17 protein-coding genes and 1 riboswitch are annotated in these 17,467 nt (G+C 49.6%); of the genes, 2 read left to right on the top strand and 15 right to left on the bottom strand.

The window, feature by feature from the left end:
- Positions 1 to 473, top strand: a 473-nt coding sequence (locus B4F99_RS12150) for a LysM peptidoglycan-binding domain-containing protein (protein WP_290758297.1), incomplete at its 5' end; no start/stop codon positions are given.
- Positions 474 to 591: 118 nt separating this feature from the next.
- Here B4F99_RS12150 and lysA read toward each other — a convergent pair.
- From lysA to B4F99_RS12090, 12 genes are all read right to left on the bottom strand, one after another.
- On the bottom strand, positions 592 to 1,908 hold the full coding sequence (lysA, locus tag B4F99_RS12145; RefSeq protein WP_290758293.1) for a diaminopimelate decarboxylase: 1,317 nt from the start codon (positions 1,906 to 1,908) through the stop codon (positions 592 to 594).
- Between the two features lie 13 nt (positions 1,909 to 1,921).
- Positions 1,922 to 2,980, bottom strand: a complete 1,059-nt coding sequence (alr, locus tag B4F99_RS12140; RefSeq protein ID WP_290758290.1) for an alanine racemase — start codon at positions 2,978 to 2,980, stop codon at positions 1,922 to 1,924.
- On the bottom strand, positions 2,977 to 3,909 hold the full coding sequence (locus B4F99_RS12135; protein ID WP_023467124.1) for a branched-chain amino acid transaminase: 933 nt from the start codon (positions 3,907 to 3,909) through the stop codon (positions 2,977 to 2,979). The genes alr and B4F99_RS12135 overlap by 4 nt, the downstream gene beginning before the upstream one ends.
- 25 nt (positions 3,910 to 3,934) lie before the next feature.
- Positions 3,935 to 4,642: a 2,3,4,5-tetrahydropyridine-2,6-dicarboxylate N-acetyltransferase gene (gene dapD, locus B4F99_RS12130; protein ID WP_029340774.1), complete on the bottom strand. Its 708-nt coding sequence runs from the start codon at positions 4,640 to 4,642 to the stop codon at positions 3,935 to 3,937.
- Positions 4,629 to 5,375, bottom strand: coding sequence for a 4-hydroxy-tetrahydrodipicolinate reductase (gene dapB, locus B4F99_RS12125; protein WP_290758287.1), 747 nt, complete (start codon positions 5,373 to 5,375; stop codon positions 4,629 to 4,631). Before dapB ends, dapD begins: the two co-directional genes overlap by 14 nt.
- Positions 5,372 to 6,253: a 4-hydroxy-tetrahydrodipicolinate synthase gene (gene dapA, locus B4F99_RS12120; RefSeq protein WP_087682094.1), complete on the bottom strand. Its 882-nt coding sequence runs from the start codon at positions 6,251 to 6,253 to the stop codon at positions 5,372 to 5,374. The genes dapB and dapA overlap by 4 nt, the downstream gene beginning before the upstream one ends.
- Before the next feature lie 17 nt (positions 6,254 to 6,270).
- Positions 6,271 to 7,263 carry an aspartate-semialdehyde dehydrogenase gene (locus tag B4F99_RS12115; RefSeq protein WP_290758281.1) on the bottom strand — a complete coding sequence of 331 codons (993 nt, stop codon included), beginning with the start codon at positions 7,261 to 7,263 and terminating at the stop codon, positions 6,271 to 6,273.
- Between the two features lie 13 nt (positions 7,264 to 7,276).
- Positions 7,277 to 8,476: an aspartate kinase gene (locus B4F99_RS12110; protein WP_056063449.1), complete on the bottom strand. Its 1,200-nt coding sequence runs from the start codon at positions 8,474 to 8,476 to the stop codon at positions 7,277 to 7,279.
- Between the two features lie 112 nt (positions 8,477 to 8,588).
- A riboswitch (Lysine riboswitch) is annotated at positions 8,589 to 8,766 on the bottom strand.
- A gap of 70 nt (positions 8,767 to 8,836) precedes the next feature.
- Positions 8,837 to 10,207: an argininosuccinate lyase gene (gene argH / locus B4F99_RS12105; RefSeq protein WP_290758276.1), complete on the bottom strand. Its 1,371-nt coding sequence runs from the start codon at positions 10,205 to 10,207 to the stop codon at positions 8,837 to 8,839.
- On the bottom strand, positions 10,204 to 11,409 hold the full coding sequence (locus B4F99_RS12100) for an argininosuccinate synthase (protein ID WP_290758273.1): 1,206 nt from the start codon (positions 11,407 to 11,409) through the stop codon (positions 10,204 to 10,206). The genes argH and B4F99_RS12100 overlap by 4 nt, the downstream gene beginning before the upstream one ends.
- Before the next feature lie 118 nt (positions 11,410 to 11,527).
- Positions 11,528 to 11,956 (bottom strand): GNAT family N-acetyltransferase, encoded by a 429-nt coding sequence (locus B4F99_RS12095; protein ID WP_056063443.1) that lies wholly within the window; start codon positions 11,954 to 11,956, stop codon positions 11,528 to 11,530.
- Positions 11,953 to 13,101 (bottom strand): alanyl-tRNA editing protein, encoded by a 1,149-nt coding sequence (locus B4F99_RS12090; protein ID WP_290758267.1) that lies wholly within the window; start codon positions 13,099 to 13,101, stop codon positions 11,953 to 11,955. Before B4F99_RS12090 ends, B4F99_RS12095 begins: the two co-directional genes overlap by 4 nt.
- A gap of 128 nt (positions 13,102 to 13,229) precedes the next feature.
- On the opposite strand from B4F99_RS12090, the gene phnF reads away from it, so the two are divergent.
- The gene (gene phnF, locus B4F99_RS12085; protein WP_023467107.1) at positions 13,230 to 13,964 is read left to right on the top strand and encodes a phosphonate metabolism transcriptional regulator PhnF; all 735 of its coding nucleotides are present in this window, start codon (positions 13,230 to 13,232) and stop codon (positions 13,962 to 13,964) included.
- Between the two features lie 57 nt (positions 13,965 to 14,021).
- Here phnF and B4F99_RS12080 read toward each other — a convergent pair whose 3' ends face one another.
- From B4F99_RS12080 to nagA, 3 genes are all read right to left on the bottom strand, one after another.
- Positions 14,022 to 15,128 (bottom strand): LCP family protein, encoded by a 1,107-nt coding sequence (locus B4F99_RS12080; protein WP_290758262.1) that lies wholly within the window; start codon positions 15,126 to 15,128, stop codon positions 14,022 to 14,024.
- Positions 15,129 to 15,455: 327 nt separating this feature from the next.
- Positions 15,456 to 16,217: a glucosamine-6-phosphate deaminase gene (gene nagB / locus B4F99_RS12075; protein WP_290758259.1), complete on the bottom strand. Its 762-nt coding sequence runs from the start codon at positions 16,215 to 16,217 to the stop codon at positions 15,456 to 15,458.
- On the bottom strand, positions 16,214 to 17,371 hold the full coding sequence (gene nagA / locus B4F99_RS12070) for an N-acetylglucosamine-6-phosphate deacetylase (protein ID WP_290758256.1): 1,158 nt from the start codon (positions 17,369 to 17,371) through the stop codon (positions 16,214 to 16,216). Before nagA ends, nagB begins: the two co-directional genes overlap by 4 nt.
- Positions 17,372 to 17,467 lie beyond the last annotated feature (96 nt).

The raw sequence follows: 17,467 nt of genomic DNA, 5'->3' as shown, positions 1-17,467 counted from the left end.
CCTCTTCAACAGCCATCTTGGATCGTGTGTTACCAAAAGTCGTTCCTGGATCAATCATCCTCATGCATACTGGGGCTGGTGCGAAAGGAACACCAACCGCCCTGCCGACGATGATTTCGAAATTAAAAGCAAAAGGCTATTCGTTCGTCACGATTTCAGAACTGTTGCGTTCTACGGTCCCAACCGGTACGACGTATACTGTCAAAGCGGGCGATACACTCTATTCGATTGCCCGTAAATACAATGTCTCGGTCTCTGCCCTCGCGAGTGCGAACAACATCACGAATTGGAGTCTACTCAATGTCGGTCAAGTCTTAAAAATCCCGACAACGACGTATACGGTTAAAGCGGGTGATACACTTTACTCGATTGCGACACGTTACGGCGTCACCGTCACAGCATTAATGCAGGCGAACGGCATCACAAATCCGAATCTCTTACTCGTTGGACAAGTCTTGAAAATCCCAAAATAAATAGACTGATCACAGCAAAAAAAACGATTCCTCTCTAGTCGCGAGAAGAATCGTCACATGTATGAAAAACCGGCGAAACGCCGGTTTTTTTGTCGTCAATCGCTTGACCCGTCACCTCTTATGACTCCGAACGGACCCCACTGATTCCAAGATCACACTGAACTAAGTCCGCATATGTTTGTCGACGGACGACTTCGCGGGATTCCCCGTCCTGAACGAAGACGAGTGCCGGACGTAAGAATTGATTGTAGTTGCTTGCCATCGAGAAGTTATACGCTCCCGTTCCAAATACAGCGAGGGTATCGCCACTCTTTGGCGTAACTAACTGCGCTTTTTCAGCGACGAGATCACCTGATTCACAAGCTGCTCCAACGACGGTCACTTCGGTCGTTTCGCCACTCATCCGGTTAGCGATGACGGTTTCATAAACCGCTCCGTAAAGTGCGGGACGAATGTTATCCGTCATTCCACCGTCCACCGAAAGATATGTCCGGACGCCTTCGATCTCTTTTATTGCTCCAACTGTATAAAGTGTCGTCCCTGCATTCGCAACGACCCAGCGTCCTGGTTCGATACCGATTCGCGGACGTTCGATGCCAAGTCGTGCCGTTTCCGTCTCAATGACATCCATGACGCGTGCGATCGTCGCTTCAAAATCAAGTGGCTGGTCGTCCTGCGTATAGGCAATTCCGAACCCACCTCCAACGTTGACTTCGCTGACTGTGAAATCATGTTGTACACGAATTGTTTCGACGAAGCCCATCATCGTCCGAGCCGTCTGTTCGAACAGCGACGGATCTTGGATTTGCGAACCGACATGACAATGGATGCCAAGTAACGATAGATGTTCTGATGCTAAAATTGCTTCGATTGCGTCCAAGTAATCTGACGCATGTGTCGAGAAACCGAATTTCGTATCGACACCACCTGTCTGAATTTTCGCATGCGCTCCACCGATGACTTGTGGCACGATCCGAATCAAGACATGAACCGTTCGACCAGCTTGTGCCGCAATCGCTTCCAGTTGTGCAATCTCTGCAAAGTGATCGATGACGATTCGTCCGACACCTTCTTCGACAGCATACTGAAGATCAGCCGTTGATTTATTCGAACCATGGAAATAAATTCGCTCTGCTGGAACGCCCGATTGACGGGCGATGAAGAGTTCCCCGCCCGTGACGACGTCAATTCCAAGACCATGACGCACGACTTGTTCATACACCGCACTGACAGTCAATGCTTTAGAAGCGAAGGAAGCATACGTATTCGGATACTTATCAAGGAAGTGTTCCCGGACGGTCGCCAGTCGATCCGTCAGCTCCCGTTCTGCCATCACGTACAACGGTGTTCCGTACTGTGCTGCAAGATCGGTCGCTGCGACACCATCGATGTGCAACGTGTTGTTTTCTTCTGTCAGGTATTGACTTCCATACATAATAAGTTCCTCCTTATAGATACTGATGCGTCAAACGCCAAGACCGGGCACACATCTGCTCTGAATTGTTCGCTGCTCCTGTCCGGGTGATATCGTCAATTTCAACGCCATCTCCATATAGCACAACTTCGTCTCCGGCTTCCACCGTTCCATCGACAGCGACGAACGTATGGCTCATGAATAGTTTATTGATAACTGGATAAGGCTTCCCTTTAATATGAACGGGTAGAACGGCCCGTCCACGGACAACACCGTCCCCATAGCCGACGGGCAAAATAGCGATCCGCATCGGTTCTGTACTCGTAAAATTCGTGCCATATCCCACGTGCTCACCTGGTCCGATTTCGCGAATTTCAACGACCTCCGTCGTCATCCGGAGCGATGGCACGAGCCAGTCCATCTTTTCGATCGGCGAATAGCCGAATAAGAAGATCCCGGGACGGACATAGTTACAAAACGCGAGACGCGGATCGTGTTTGACGATCGTTGCACTGTTTTCAGAGTGCATATACGTAAACGTATGGCGCTTTCGTAGTACATCGGCAATGGCGACGAAACGTTCGACTTGTCCATCGTGATCCGCATCCGGTTCATCGGCAAGTGGAAAGTGTGTATATAAACCCGTTAAAGCGAGCGAATCTGCTTGCGCAAGCGTAAGGACAGCTTCCGCTTCCTGAAGCGAACTGACACCAAAACGGTTCATCCCGACGTTGATCTTCAAATGTAACTCGACTCCCTGCAGCTGTTCATTGTGGAGAGCGAGCCATTCTAGCGATGAGACACCGAGTGCAATTCCGAAACGTCGTGCTGTTTCAAAATCCTCCGTCGGATTCATCACCAGTACATAACTGTCTGGAAAATTCGTTTTAATTTCAATGGCTTCATACAACTCTGCGACAGCAAAATGATGAACATCAGACGCCATCAGCGTCTCGACCATCTCGAGCATCCCTAAGTTGTATGCATTGTTCTTGACCACGGCAAAAATATGTTTACGTGACCGAGCGAAGACCGATGCGACGTTCTGTCGCACCGCCTTCCGATCGATCGTAACGAGTGTACGCGTCGTCATTCCGCAACAGCTGGAGTCACATACGTCAACCAATCCGCGTATTGCGGCAATTGACCTGTGACGGCTTGACGGTAAAGATCGAGCAATTCATCTGCGACGTTCCGTGTTCCGCCGTTGATGGAGATATGATCGATTTCGCCGACACTCGTGATTTCAGCAGCTGTTCCTGTTAAGAAGATCTCATCTGCGACATATAATTCATCGCGTCCGATGTGACGTTCGACGACAGGATAGCCTTGATCTTGTGCCAAACGGATAATGACTTGGCGTGTGATACCATCGAGTACTGAACAATCAAGTGATGGTGTATGAATCGTTCCGTTTTTAAGAAGGAAGAGGTTCGCGACACTCGCTTCACTGACATTTCCGTTCATGTCGAGTGCGATCGCTTCATCAAATCCATCACGGATCGCTTCACCTTTTAAGAGTTGTGAGTTCATATAGTTGGCAGCCGCTTTCGCTTGCATTGGCATCATCGTTGATGAGACGCGGCGATATGACGCGACTTTAGCACGGATGCCAGCGCCTTTATCGAAGTATTCCCCAAGCTCCCAGCAAGAGATGCCGACATGAACTGTCGTATCTTTCGCCATCAAGGCTTGCCATGGCGTACCGAGGAACACGAATGGACGGATATAACAAGATTCGAATCCGTTTTTCGCAACGAGATCAATCGTCGCCTGGACGAGTTCATCAACCGTATACGGAATCGTGACGTGGTAATAGGCGCAACTACGGAAAAGACGTTCGATATGTTCCTTCAATTGGAAAATCGCCGGTCCGTCCGGTGTCGCGTAGGCACGAATTCCTTCAAAGAATCCACTACCATAGTGAATCGCATGTGACATGACGCTCGTGTTCGCATCTTTCGGATCATGAAAGACTCCATCTAACCAAATTGCTTCTCCATACTGTGTATCCACTGCCATGTGTTTTCCTCCTCTTCGACGTCAATCAGAGTGAACGTAAATCATCCACCAATTGCGTCTTCTCTTCTGTTTTCGCATCTTTCTGTTTGATGACACGTGCAGGTGTTCCGGCAACGACGCTTCCAGCAGGTACGTCTTCTGTGACGACACTACCGGCAGCGACGACGGCATCTTTACCAACTTTGACGCCTTCAAGGATGACTGCATTCGCACCGATCAAGACACCGTCTTCAATGATGACAGGTGTTTTTGAAGGTGGTTCGAGGACACCCGCGACCACGGCACCTGCGCCGACATGAACGTTTTTCCCGATCGTCCCACGTGCACCGACGACAGCGTTCATATCAATCATTGTACCATCTCCGATCGATGCACCGATATTGATGATCGCACCCATCATGACGACCGCGTTATCACCGATGACGACATGATCACGAATCCATGAACCTGGTTCGATGCGCGCATTCAAGTGACGTGTATCAAGCATTGGTACCGCACTGTTGCGACGGTCATACTCCACGTGAACATCCGTGATGCGATCTGAATACTTTTCTAAGAAAGTAGCCGCAAGTCCTGCATCCGCGAAGAAAATCTTTGATTCATCTGATCCGAACGCTGTTGCACCTTCGATCGTCAAGCCCGCCAAATCGCCGTTGACGTAAAGTTTTACCGGTGTTTGTTTTTTAGCATCTTTAATGAATTTAGCAATTTCGTAAGCATCAGTGAGTAACATGTGAATCCTCCTGTGTGTAGAGCGTCTCTAATGTATAGAGTCCCGCTGTTTTTTGAATGAGTGCCTCAGCTGCTTTGATCGCACCAGAAGCAAATACTTTTTTCGATAATGCCGTATGTTTGATTTCAATCAATTCGTCGACACCTGCGAATAAGACTTCGTGTTCTCCGAAGATCGTACCGCCGCGCATCGCGTGCATCCCGATCTCGTTCGTCTCCCGCTTTTGCCGCGTTTGTGACCGGTCATATACCGGTGTGACGTCACGTGCCGTCTGAATCGTTTGCAATAACAACTCCGCCGTTCCGCTCGGGGCATCGACTTTTTGGTTGTGATGTTTCTCGAGCAATTCGATGTCATACGCTCCTGCTAGTGGCACAAGTGTCTTCAGCAGTTGCTGCACCATCGCAATACCATACGACATGTTATACGACTGGAAGATCGGAATTTCTTTTGCAGCGTCCTTGATCGATGCCAGTTCCGCCTCCGAAAAACCAGTCGTCGCGATGACGAGTGGTGTTTTTGTCGCCAACCCATATGCGAGCAGATCCGGTAGCAAACTCGGATGCGAGAAGTCGATGATCGCATCGACCGTTTCTGCCATCTCTGTTAGCTCGGCATATGAAGCGATCGTATCGGATGACTTCGTCCGGTCAACGATCGCTACGACACTTTGTGGTGCGAGTTCGACGACGTATTGTCCTGTCGCCCCATAACCGTGTAACGCGAATTTCATCGAACCACTCCTTTGTAAGCCCGCATCGTTTCGAGTAAGTGGACGTGTCCCGCTTCCGATTGACGCACGAGCGGCAAGCGCGGCGCACCGACAGCAAAACCGAGTTCTTCAAGCGATGCTTTAACTGGAATCGGATTGACATCACTGAACAAAGCACCGATGACCGGTAACAAGTCTGCCTGAATCCGGCGTGCCGTGACGAGATCTTGCGCGAGTAACGCCTCAGCAAGTGCTTGTGTCTCTGCTGGGTACGGGTTAGAGAGAACTGAAATAACACCCTGTGCCCCCCATGCCATATACGGCAGGATTTGATCATCATTTCCACAGAAGACCGCGAAGTCTTCCGGAATTGCCGCCATCAGTTCACCCATGAAGCTGACGTCTCCACTCGCTTCCTTAAACGCTTGGATGCGTGGATGACGTGCTAACGTCACTGCGGTTTCGACTGCGATCGCAACACCAGTCCGCGACGGAACGTTGTACAGCATGATCGGTAATTCGGTTGCATCAGCGACCGCCGTGAAGTGCGCGACGAGACCGGCTTGTGATGTTTTATTGTAGTACGGTGTGACGAGCATCGCTGCATCCGCACCGAGGCGTTCTGCGAGTAATGTCTTCTCGATTGTTACTGCCGTGTTGTTCGAACCCGTTCCGGCAATGACGGGTACTCGTCCTGCCGTGACTTGAACGGCAGTCGTCAATAGCTGTTCGAATTCCGTGTTTGTCAGTGTCGAACCTTCTCCTGTCGTTCCTCCGACGACAAGTGCCTGAATCCCCGCTGCGAGTTGTTGCTCGATCAAGCGTTCGAATACGTGTAAATCCAACTCGCCTGCTTCATTAAATGGTGTGACGAGCGCTGTACCTGCTCCTTTGAACATGAAGAACTCCTCCTTTTTTATGAATGAATCGACTGTTCGATTGCTTGGCGTGCGACTTGTACGGCGTTCGACGCGGCACCTTTTCGAATGTTGTCGGCTACACACCAGAGATGGAACGTGTTCGTGAGACTATCATCTTGTCGAATCCGACCGACGTAGACGTCGTCCGTCCCGCTTGCGTCAAGTGGCATCGGATAACGCGTATTCGCGACATCATCGGTGAGGACGACGCCCGGTGCGCCTTCCAGTGCTTCACGGATCGCTGCAACCGTCGTCGGTTGTGTAAACGTGACGTTGATTGCAACCGAGTGAGAGTTCGTGACTGGAACCCGGACACATGTCGCACTGACAGGCAATGCTGGAAGATTGAAGATTTTCCGTGTTTCATCAATCATCTTCTGCTCTTCTTTCGTATAACCGTTCTCAAGGAACACATCGATATGCGGCAAGATGTTATCGTGAATCGGATGCGGATAATTGACGGGTTCTTCTCCGCGTGCCCCGCGTGCCAGATCCTCGATTCCTTTTTGACCGGAACCGGATACGGCCTGATACGTCGTATAGTTGATCCGTTCGAATCCCAGTGACTGGAGCGGTGCTAAAGCGACGACGGATTGAATCGTCGAACAGTTCGGATTCGCAATTAAGCGGTCTGTCGCTTGAATTGCTTGCGGATTGACTTCTGGCACGACGAGTGGAATCGTCTCCTGCATCCGGAAGGCACTTGAATTATCAACGACGAGTGTTCCGTTTTCAGCTAGTAATGGGGCATATTGCTCACTGATCGTTCCGCCTGCTGCGAACAACGCGACATCGATCCCGTCTTCCGTGATGTTTGGCGTCAGCGCTTGGATCGTAATATCTTCTCCCTTGAACTGCACCGTGTTCCCTGCTGAACGAGCAGAAGCGTAAGCGGACAGGCGGCTGACCGGGAAGTCCAGTTCTGCGAGTACTTGTAACATTTTTTGACCGACGGCGCCGGTTGCTCCGATGACGGCTACATGATACATGCTGTTTTCCTCCTTATAACTCGAACGCGTTTGCAATCGCTGCAACCGTCCGTTCAATGTCTGCTTGTGCAATCGTGTACGAGATGCTGATTTCTGATGTCGTGACTTGATAGAACGGGATATTCTCCGCTCGGAAGATCGCGAACAACTTTGAGGCAACACCTGTTGCATCCCGCATCCCGATTCCGACGACAGATAACTTCGCGTGCTGATCGTGGCGGTCGACCTTGACTGTCGTGAAGCGATCCATGATGTCTTTCAATGCTTCATCGAGGAACTCTTCCTCGTCGAGTGGACAGGAGAACGATAGGAAGATGTCACTGTCAAACGTCGTTTGACTGATCATGTCGATGTTGACGTGGCGGTTCGATAAGAGTTCGAAGATATCGGCTACTGCTGCGTTCGTTTGCGGTACGTGTTTGATTGATACCGTCAAGACGTTCTTCGTCACACTGACACTCGTGACCGCTTTTTGTTCCATTGTTTCCGTCGCTTCCATGATCCATGTTCCCCTTTTCGATTCAAGTGTTTTCCCGACGAAGATGTGTACGCCGTATTTTTTTCCTAGTTCGACACTCCGCATTTCCATGACCTTCGACCCGAGGGCGCTCATCTCCATCATCTCATCATATGAGATGTGCGGAATCGGTTGAGCAGTGGCATGGATTCGTGGATCAGCCGTATAGACACCGTCGACATCCGTGTAGATTTCACACCGTTTATCAAGGACTGCCGCAAGGGCAACAGCCGTTGTATCCGATCCACCCCGTCCGAGCGTCGTCACATCACCGAGTTCGTTGACACCTTGGAATCCGGCGACGATGACAACATCGTACGTTTCGAGTTTTTGTCGTAATAGATCTCCATCGATCTGTTTGATCTTACTTTTCGTATGCACACCCATCGTGCTGATCCCTGCTTGCGCGCCCGTTTGCGATAACGCTTTGACGCCAAGTGAGTTGAGAGCGATGCTGAGTAATGAAATCGTCTGTTCTTCTCCGATGGCAAGCAGACGATCGAGTTCTCGCCGCTCAGGGCGATCCGTGATGGCTTGCGCCTGAGCGATCAAAGAATCTGTCATCTTGCCCATCGCCGAAACGACGACGACGAGTTTTTCACCTTCGGCTGCGCGACTCTTCAAATAATTCGCAATAGACTGAATCTGTTCGACAGTCGCAACCGAGCTTCCACCAAATTTAAGTACAGTTGTCACAATCCTATCTCCTTTGTCCCGATACAGAAAAAAACGACGGGCCGGTAGGAGCGTTCCTACGGCCCGTCGTTATCACGATCGGACAAACGAAGACAAAGTCATTCGTTCTTTTACGTAAGATAGCGCTCCGAAACATCGGTTTCGGCAGTACAACGGATCTTAACCGTTGTACCAGCAAATGAGAAGAAGCATCTTCTCGTTCACTTCGGCGGACTTCCCCTTTCACATCATTCAGCATGCTTGCCTTCAAGAATGATGCTACTCATGTCATCCGCGCCTCTATCTGTCGGTTGTTAGTTACAGTTATAGCAGACATCTTTTGTTAAATCCAGTTATTTGACTAATTTTTTTCAAAATCCGTCAAGTCGCAAGATGCTGCTTCGCGAGTTCGAGTTGCTTCGACACGGCAGCAAACCCTGTACCGCCGTAGCTTGTCCGGCGTGCCACTGCTTGAACCGGATCGAGGAGCGGATAAACGTCTTCTGTGATGTCTGGATGGAACCTTTGATACGTTTCGAGACTCAAGTCCTTCAGGAAACAACCGTTTTGCACACAGTAGAGGACGGCTTTCCCGACGATTTCGTGTGCTTCGCGGAATGGTATGCCTTTCGTCACAAGGTAGTCGGCGAGTTCCGTTGCATTCGAGAAGTCTTGCATTGTCGCCTTCTTGAGCGCTTCGGTCTTAAACGTCGCGGATTCAATCATTCCGGTGAAGATTTGAACGGACTTGAGAACGGTATCTGCTGTATCGAAGACTCCTTCCTTATCCTCTTGCATGTCTTTATTGTAAGCGAGTGGTAATGCCTTCATCGTCGTCAAGAAGCCCATCAGGTTGCCGTAGACGCGCCCCGTTTTTCCACGAATCAACTCAGCGAAATCAGGATTTTTCTTTTGTGGCATCATGCTCGAGCCTGTCGAGAAGGCATCGGATAACTCGATGAAGCTGAATTCTTGCGACGCCCAGATGATGATTTCCTCACAAAAACGCGAGAGATGCATCATGACGGTCGAGGCGATCCCGAGGTATTCGATGACGAAGTCGCGATCGGAGACAGCATCGAGACTGTTCGGATAAACCGACTCAAAACCGAGCAACTCGGCAGAACGGAAACGGTCGATCGGGAACGTGGTCCCCGCGAGCGCCCCCGCTCCGAGTGGTGATTTTCGGATCCGTTTTTGATTATCCGTCAATCGTTCGACATCGCGTTCGAACATCCAGAAATAAGCGAGCAAGTGATGCGCAAGCGAGATTGGTTGTGCCCGTTGCAAATGCGTATACCCCGGCATAACCGTCTCGATATGTTGCTCAGCTTGTTCCGTGATGACCGATTGGAGCTCGCGCAATGCCGTCGTCAACGCTTCGACATGCTGCTCCAGCCATAGATGTAAATCGGTTGCGACTTGATCGTTTCGGCTCCGTGCCGTATGCAGTTTCCCTGCAACTGGACCGATCTGTTCCGTCAACAAACGCTCAAGATTCATATGAATGTCTTCGTCCGCTAATGTGTAGGAATGGTCCTTTAACGTCGCTTCGAGTTGCTTTAATCCTTGCTGGATTTGTGTCCACTCATCTTGAGCGAGAATCCCTTGTTCAAATAACATCTGTGCATGTGCGAGACTGCCTTTCAAATCAACGCTTGCTAATTTTTGATCGAACGTGATTGATGCTCCGAAGGCTTCCGCTTGAGCGGAAGCACTTTCCGTAAAACGTCCACCCCAGAGTTTGGTCATTTCGTTACACCCGCCTGACGATGTACACTCGCATGCGTTGAAACGGCAAGACCGTGTAATTTGATGAAGCCTTTTGCTGCTTCATGATCGAATGCATCTTCTTTCGTGTACGTCGCAAGTTTCTCATCATAAAGCGAGACAGCCGACTGACGACCTGTGACAGTTGCATTTCCTTTGAACAGTTTAACGCGAACTTCTCCTGTGACGTCCTGTTGTGTCGCCGTCAAGAAAGCTTTCAAGCCTTTTGTCAATGGCGCATGGAAGAGACCGTTGTAGATCGTTTCTGCATATTGTTTGCTGAGTAATGGTTTGAAATGCGCGACGTCCTTCGTCAATGTAATCGTCTCGAGTGCAGCGTGAGCTTTGAGTAAAACAGTTGCGCCTGGGCACTCATAGACTTCCCGCGATTTGATACCGACGAGACGGTTCTCGACGTGGTCGATCCGTCCGACCCCATGTGCTCCAGCGATGATATTCAGTTCCGTAATCAGTTTCGCTAATGGATACGTCGTCCCGTTAATGGAAACTGGAACACCTGCTTCAAAGCCGATAATGACTTCTTCTGCCTGATCCGGAGCGTCTTCTGGTGCTACCGTCAACGCGAATGCGTCTTGTGGTGGTTCTGTCCATGGATTTTCTAGGACGCCACATTCATTACTCCGTCCCCAAAGGTTCATGTCGATCGAGTATGGGCTATCGAGGTTGATCGGGATCGGCACATTGTTTTCTTTCGCGTAGGCGATCTCTTCTTCCCGTGACCATTTCCATTCCCGAACCGGTGCGATGACTTCGAGTGACGGATCAAGTGCCGCGACCGAAACTTCGAACCGGACCTGGTCATTCCCTTTTCCGGTACATCCATGTGCGACCGCCGTTGCACCATATTCATGCGCGACTTCGACGAGTTTTTCTGCAATCAACGGACGCGAAAGCGCTGAGATCAACGGATAGGCATTTTCGTAATGAGCGCCATATTGAAGGGCTGGCAAGACAAAGTCTTGTGCGAATTCTTCTTTGACATCGAGAACGATTGATTCGATCGCACCGACGAGGAGTGCTTTTTCCTTGATGACGGATAAATCTTTTCCTTCTCCGACATCCATGCATAAGGCAATGACATCATAGTCCTTGCTCAACCATTTGATGGCTACCGATGTATCGAGTCCCCCAGAGTACGCTAAGATTAATTTTTGCTTTGACATGTATAATTCCCTCCTGGTTTTTAATTCATTTGTCTGTATAAAAATTCACTATGAATTATATATATACATAGAAAACAAAAAAAAGAAACCCTTTTTGCAGGATTTCTTTCAAAATAACTTACATTTTCTTCTCCATCGTCCGGTGTGGAATGCCCGCATCGTCGAATTCATCGGAGACGATCGTGTACCCAAGACCTTGATAAAACGGGATGGCTTGGACTTGTGCACCGAGTGTCAGCAGTTGTTTTCCTTCACGTCGCGCAATACGTTCCATCGCCTGCATCAACTCACCACCGTATCCTTTTCCTCGGGCTGTCGACAGCGTCGCCACACGTTCCACCTTCATCCGTTGGTCGTCATATGGACGTGTGCGACCCGTCGCAACCGGTCGACTCTGTTCATCGAGGACAAGCAGATGAATCGCTGTTTCATCATGTGTATCGTATTCAAGATGACGTGGTACGCCTTGTTCCTCGACGAAGACACGCTCCCGGATCATCCGAACGGCTTGTTGTTGTTCTGCTGTACGTACTTGAATGACTGTCATAACTGATATTCCTCCCGTAGTCGATCGACATATGCCATCGCATCATCCCGATTCGTAAATTGTGCTTGTGCCTGAACTGCACTTCCTCCACCTCGTCCATTGAATGCTTGGACATGCGCTTTGGCAAACTTCCCGAGATGCGGTTCACCTGGACTGCTCATCAGTAACTTGTTCACCGTCGCATTCCAGACGACGCCGACGCGTCCCGCTTCTTGAATCGCTTTCGCGAGTTGTTCGGAAACCTTGATCTCTTCCTCCAGATGTTCAAACATAAGAAGCCCTTCTTGTTGTTCCAAAGCGTGAGCGAGTGTAAGAGCGGCGAGTTGCCCTTGAGCTTGTTCGACCTGTTTCGTTAAGCGCTTCTGATCGTCCTGTACCGCTTGAATTGCTTCTGGAATTTGAACTGGTTTAACTGATAAAGCTTGCGCTGCTTCCCGCAAGGCATGACGTTCTGCCTGTAGAAGTTGATGTGCCCGTTCTTTTGCGACATAAGAAAGACGAATGTTCCCACGAATTCGTTCGACTCCAGTAAAAAGAATTAACTCGAGCTGTGCCGTCGAATCGAGATGCGTTCCACCACAAGCACTGTAGTCGAGTGTGCCGATTTGAACGACACGAATCCGTCCTTCGACTTGCGGTGTTTTTCGTAATGGTAAGCGTAGCGTTTCCGCCTCGTCATATTCAGTCGCCGTGATCGGCAATCCTTGTTCAATCACCTGTCGTAATCGTCGATCCAACTGCTCTTGTTGAACAGCTGTCCATTCAGGTGTCTCGATATCAAGCGTCGAGACCTCACTCCCTGTCCGAAAACTGAGTGTCTTGATATTTGATTCATCTTGTAGGATCGCAGAGATGACGTGTTGTGCCGTATGCTGCGCCGCATGATCGATTCGGACTGCGTCATCCACGATCCCGGTGACGTCACCTGTGAGCGGCGTCGCCAGTTGGTGCCAGACAATACCATCTTCGATTTGAACGTCAAGGACCGGTTGGTCGTTCAATGTTCCACAATCCGCTGGCTGTCCACCGCTCTCTGGATAGAAGTAGCTTTTCTCTAAAGCGACCCAATAACCATCTACTTGTTTTGTTGCGCGAATGGATGTCTGAAAGGTTCGGACATCGGATTCTATTTGTTCGGGGCGCATGCCTCGACCACCTTTCTCTGTCAGTTTCACTCTGTATTATGCCATATTTCATCCAGAATCGTTTGTCGGCTTGCCTTTTTCCTAGTACACTAGACGAAAGACTACCGATCGCGAAGGGACGAAATGCCGTGATTCAGCATATCAATAAAAATTCACCACTCCCCATCTACTATCAAATCGAAGCTGCCTTAAAACAACAAATCGAAAGCGGTGTTCTTCAACCTGGCGATCTGATTCCGTCCGAGCGCGAATTTGCGGAAGCGCATCAAATCAGCCGAATGACGGTCCGCCAAGCCATTTCAAACTTGGTCAACGCCGGTTACTTGATTCGTCAAAAAGGACGTGGAACATTCGTCGCGAACAAAAAAATCGTCATGCAACTTTCTGGATTGACGAGTTTCTCGGAAGAGATGGAGCACTTAGGCTTAGAACCGACGAGCGCGCTACTTTCCTATCAAATCATCGACGCCTCGATGACGATCGCGAATAAGCTCCGGATTCGCGAAGGGGCATCGGTATATGAACTGAAACGCTTACGTATTGCTGATGAGCAAGCGCTTGCTCTTGAGACCGTCTACATCCCGGAACAACTCCTACCCGGACTTGATCAAGACGTCGCGACCGCATCGCTCTATGCATTCGCTGAAGCGAGCGGATTGAACCTCGGACGTGCGAGTCAGACATTTGAATCACGTCTCGCGACGAAGGAGGAAGCGGGTCACCTTGGTTTGTCGACCGCTTCGCCCGTCCTATCCGTCGAGCAACTGACGTATCTTGCGACGGAACAACCGTTTGAATACGTTATCTCCGCTTACCGTGGAGACCGCTATACCTTCACCGTCGAAATGGAACGCCAACGCTGAAAAACCCCTCGAATCGCCGTGCTGAGACGGTGACTCGAGGGGTTTTTCGTATACAAATTACTGCGCAGGGACCGTTTCTGTCTCTGGTGCTTGTTCTGTCGTATCTTGTGCAGCGTCCGTCTCGTCTGTGATTGGCTTGACTTCTTGACCTTGCATCGCCTTCGCCAAGTTGCCTTTCACTTGTTCCAGTTGATTCGGATCGAGATGGTATTCCCATTTCCCGCTGACGCCGATATAGCCTTCTCCAGCGAGCTGATACTCCGTCGTATTACGTAGTGCTGCCGTGAAATCTGCTAAGCGTGTGTAATCATTCGGTCCTAAGTTTGTTTCGACGTTATCACCGACGGCATCCAAAATATCACGGTATGCACTGAGCGAACGGAAACTTGCCGCTTCTTTTGCGACCGCTTGAATGACTTGCATTTGTTTTTGTCCGCGACCGATGTCACCGAGCGGATCATCATGACGGTTCCGGACATAGGCGAGTGCCTGTTCCCCCGTCAAATGTTGCATCCCTTTATCGACGGTGATGGTACCTGCTTTACGTTTTGAATCTTGCTCCTTAAACGCATATCGCACATCGATATCCACACCATCTAATGCATCAATCAATTGCACGAATCCTTGGAAATTAACTTTGATGACGTGATCGATTTGAATGCCGAGTAGGTTTTCTGTCGTTTCACGTGCTAATTTAATGCCGTTGTAGGAATTCGATTTATCCATCGAACCGAAGTAAAGGGCATGCGTGATCTTATCTTGCTCAACACCTGTCTTGCCGTAAGGGATATCATACTTCGAATAATCGATGTTCACGAGTGAATCACGTGGAATACTCGTCAACACTAATTGCTCCGTCTTTTTGTTCAAAATTCCGACGATCATGACGTCTGAACGAGCTGGTTCATGACGTTCCTTGCTTTTTTTCGTTTCATCCGTTCCGAGAATCAAGAATGATTCAGACGGAACATCATCATATTTAGAGCTCACCTTTGAGCCAGGAATCTTAATCTGCGTCTTTGCCAATGTTTCTTGCGTTTTGATAAAAACAGCTCCAGCATAACCAGAACCGATGATTGTGACGAGCAGGACGAGTGCAGCGACGACTTTCATGAACATCTTGCCAGCACTTGGCTGTCTCTTTCGTGCGGATCGCGTTTCCATCATGTAAACCCTCATTTTCATGTAAATTTTCCGTAAAGTTCGCTAATCTCCATTATCCGGACATTTAATGAAATGTCAATTTACGTTTCGATTAAAGAAACCGCACAGAATAGTTGCATCTAAAATAATTTCCGGTATCGTGGCACTTTGCCTGATTAGCATGAATGCTACCAGCATGTCGTCTTTCGTGATTTCCTCGCCTATCTCGCCTTAAAATATAAAATCGCATGAGACCGGGCTTTATTCCCTTCTTTCAAGGACCACAAAAAGGTACAAAGCCAATTGACGGGGTGGCTCTGTACCTTGTAATTCATTCGTGTTTCTCCATCATGCTTTCATGAAATTCAAATAAGCAGCCCGCCCCGTACGTTTAGCGTCATCTGACAATAAAGAGGCGGCCTCTTCGTCGAGGATCACCATGACATCGGCATGGCGTTTGAGTACGGTCGCCGGACAATCCGTCGTCGCGACCCCTTCCATCATATCGCGGACGGCTTCTGCCTTTCGTTCGCTTGAAGCGACGAGAAGGATTTTTTTTGCTTCCATGATCGTACCGATTCCCATCGTGATCGCTTTCGTCGGTACTTCCTCCAATCGATCAAAGAAACGTTGATTCGCTTCTCGCGTCGATTCCGTCAATTCCGTCACGTGTGTCTTCGCATCGAACGGCGTACCAGGTTCATTGAAAGCGATGTGTCCATTCGCTCCGATTCCGAGCAATTGGATATCGATTCCTCGCTTGCGCACGAGCGCCTCGTATCGTTCACTTTCTTTAACCGGATCTTCCGTATTCCCGATTGGTACGAAAGACTCCTTGAAACGTACGTCATTAAACAAGTGTTCTTGCATGAACGTATGATAACTTTGTGGATGCGCCGGGCTGAGACCGACATATTCATCTAGATTGACCGTCGTCACATGTCTGCAGTCAAGCGAGTCCTTCCGCCATTCTTCATAGACGCCGACCGGTGAACTTCCCGTTGCCAGTCCTACCGTCAAACCTTCCGGGTGACGCTCAATTTCCTGTTTCAAAAATTGATAGGCCACCTGTGCTAATTCTTCTCCTTTTTCTACGATCATCCATTTCATGAGGTAGACTCCTTTCCGTTCGTGATCCGGTGTCGCGTACCACCATGAATCGTTTCTTGAATGTGTAGCGCTTCGTCGAGCAGGACGATGTCCGCATCCTTGCCGACCGAGAGGCTTCCCTTTTGAGTCAATTGAAGTTCTTTTGCCGCATTGACCGATGTCATGCGGACCGCTTCTTCGAGCGAACAGCCTGTATAGGCGATGATATTCCGTAAGGCGGCGTCCATCGTTAAGACACTTCCAGCTAAGCTACCGTTTTCAAGACGTGCCGCACCGTCTCGAACGAATACAGCCTGACCACCTAACTCATATTCACCATCAGCTAATCCTTTTGCACGCATCGCATCCGTGATGACGATCAGTCGATCTGCGCCTTTCATTCGGTAGGCGAAGTCGACCATTTCTGGCGCACTGTGAATCCCATCCGGAATGATCTCCGCATAGACGTCTGGTGTCAGGAGGCAATATCCGACCGTGCCTGGTTCTCGGTGATGAAGTGCCCGCATTTGATTGTAGAGGTGGGTACCATGCGTGACGTGACCGGCTTGGTTTTGGGCATACGTCGCGTCTGTATGTCCGGCTGACGGAATCGCACCCGTCAAGCGCACCGCTTCTTCGAACGCCCGTGCTCCCGGGCGTTCCGGAGCGTATGTGACGAGCTTGATCGTATTGCCAGCTGCTTCTTGCCATTTCAAGAACTGCTCGACATCCGGTTCGACGATATGTTCGTGAGGCTGTGCACCCGCATAATCCGGATTGATGAATGGTCCTTCAAGATGAACGCCGACGATCGTCGTGTCCTCTTCCTCAACGACTGTTCGCACCGTCTCGAGCGCTCGTGTGATGTCTGCCCAATCTTGGGTGATCGTCGTCGCTAAGAAGGACGTCACGCCTTCTTGTAACATCTGTCGGCTGAAATGATGCAACCTTTCGGCATCTCCATCCATGACATCGACATCATATCCCCCATGAATATGCACATCGATCATTCCCGGAATGAGTGATTGATGCTGCGCATCGATCGTCTCTTCTCCTGCGATTTCCTCGAATTTCGACATGGGTCCAATCGCCTCGATTGTTCGGTCAAAACGAATGAAGCCGTCTTCAATCGTCTGCTCCCCCGTGTAAATCCGGGCATTGATGATCACTGTCATCTGGCATCTTCCTTTCTCTATCCGTTCCATGACTTGCTTCCGTATCTAGTATAACGCGATTAATTCTAGTTGTATAGACCTTTGTACATTTAAACG

It is taken from the genome of Exiguobacterium sp. UBA3491 (assembly GCF_002377745.1).
GTDB lineage: Bacteria > Bacillota > Bacilli > Exiguobacteriales > Exiguobacteriaceae > Exiguobacterium_A.
This window is presented reverse-complemented; position numbering and strand designations above follow the sequence as displayed.

Excerpts from the sequence above, each read along its gene's own strand:
- lysA (WP_290758293.1), bottom strand. The coding sequence starts at position 1,908 with ATGTATGGAAGTCAATACCTGACAGAAGAAAACAACACGTTGCACATC.
- alr (WP_290758290.1), bottom strand. The coding sequence starts at position 2,980 with ATGACGACGCGTACACTCGTTACGATCGATCGGAAGGCGGTGCGACAG.
- B4F99_RS12135 (WP_023467124.1), bottom strand. The coding sequence starts at position 3,909 with ATGGCAGTGGATACACAGTATGGAGAAGCAATTTGGTTAGATGGAGTC.
- dapD (WP_029340774.1), bottom strand. The coding sequence starts at position 4,642 with ATGTTACTCACTGATGCTTACGAAATTGCTAAATTCATTAAAGATGCT.
- dapB (WP_290758287.1), bottom strand. The coding sequence starts at position 5,375 with ATGAAATTCGCGTTACACGGTTATGGGGCGACAGGACAATACGTCGTC.
- dapA (WP_087682094.1), bottom strand. The coding sequence starts at position 6,253 with ATGTTCAAAGGAGCAGGTACAGCGCTCGTCACACCATTTAATGAAGCA.
- B4F99_RS12115 (WP_290758281.1), bottom strand. The coding sequence starts at position 7,263 with ATGTATCATGTAGCCGTCATCGGAGCAACCGGCGCCGTCGGTCAAAAA.
- argH (WP_290758276.1), bottom strand. The coding sequence starts at position 10,207 with ATGACCAAACTCTGGGGTGGACGTTTTACGGAAAGTGCTTCCGCTCAA.
- B4F99_RS12100 (WP_290758273.1), bottom strand. The coding sequence starts at position 11,409 with ATGTCAAAGCAAAAATTAATCTTAGCGTACTCTGGGGGACTCGATACA.
- B4F99_RS12095 (WP_056063443.1), bottom strand. The coding sequence starts at position 11,956 with ATGACAGTCATTCAAGTACGTACAGCAGAACAACAACAAGCCGTTCGG.
- B4F99_RS12090 (WP_290758267.1), bottom strand. The coding sequence starts at position 13,101 with ATGCGCCCCGAACAAATAGAATCCGATGTCCGAACCTTTCAGACATCC.
- B4F99_RS12080 (WP_290758262.1), bottom strand. The coding sequence starts at position 15,128 with ATGGAAACGCGATCCGCACGAAAGAGACAGCCAAGTGCTGGCAAGATG.
- nagB (WP_290758259.1), bottom strand. The coding sequence starts at position 16,217 with ATGAAATGGATGATCGTAGAAAAAGGAGAAGAATTAGCACAGGTGGCC.
- nagA (WP_290758256.1), bottom strand. The coding sequence starts at position 17,371 with ATGACAGTGATCATCAATGCCCGGATTTACACGGGGGAGCAGACGATT.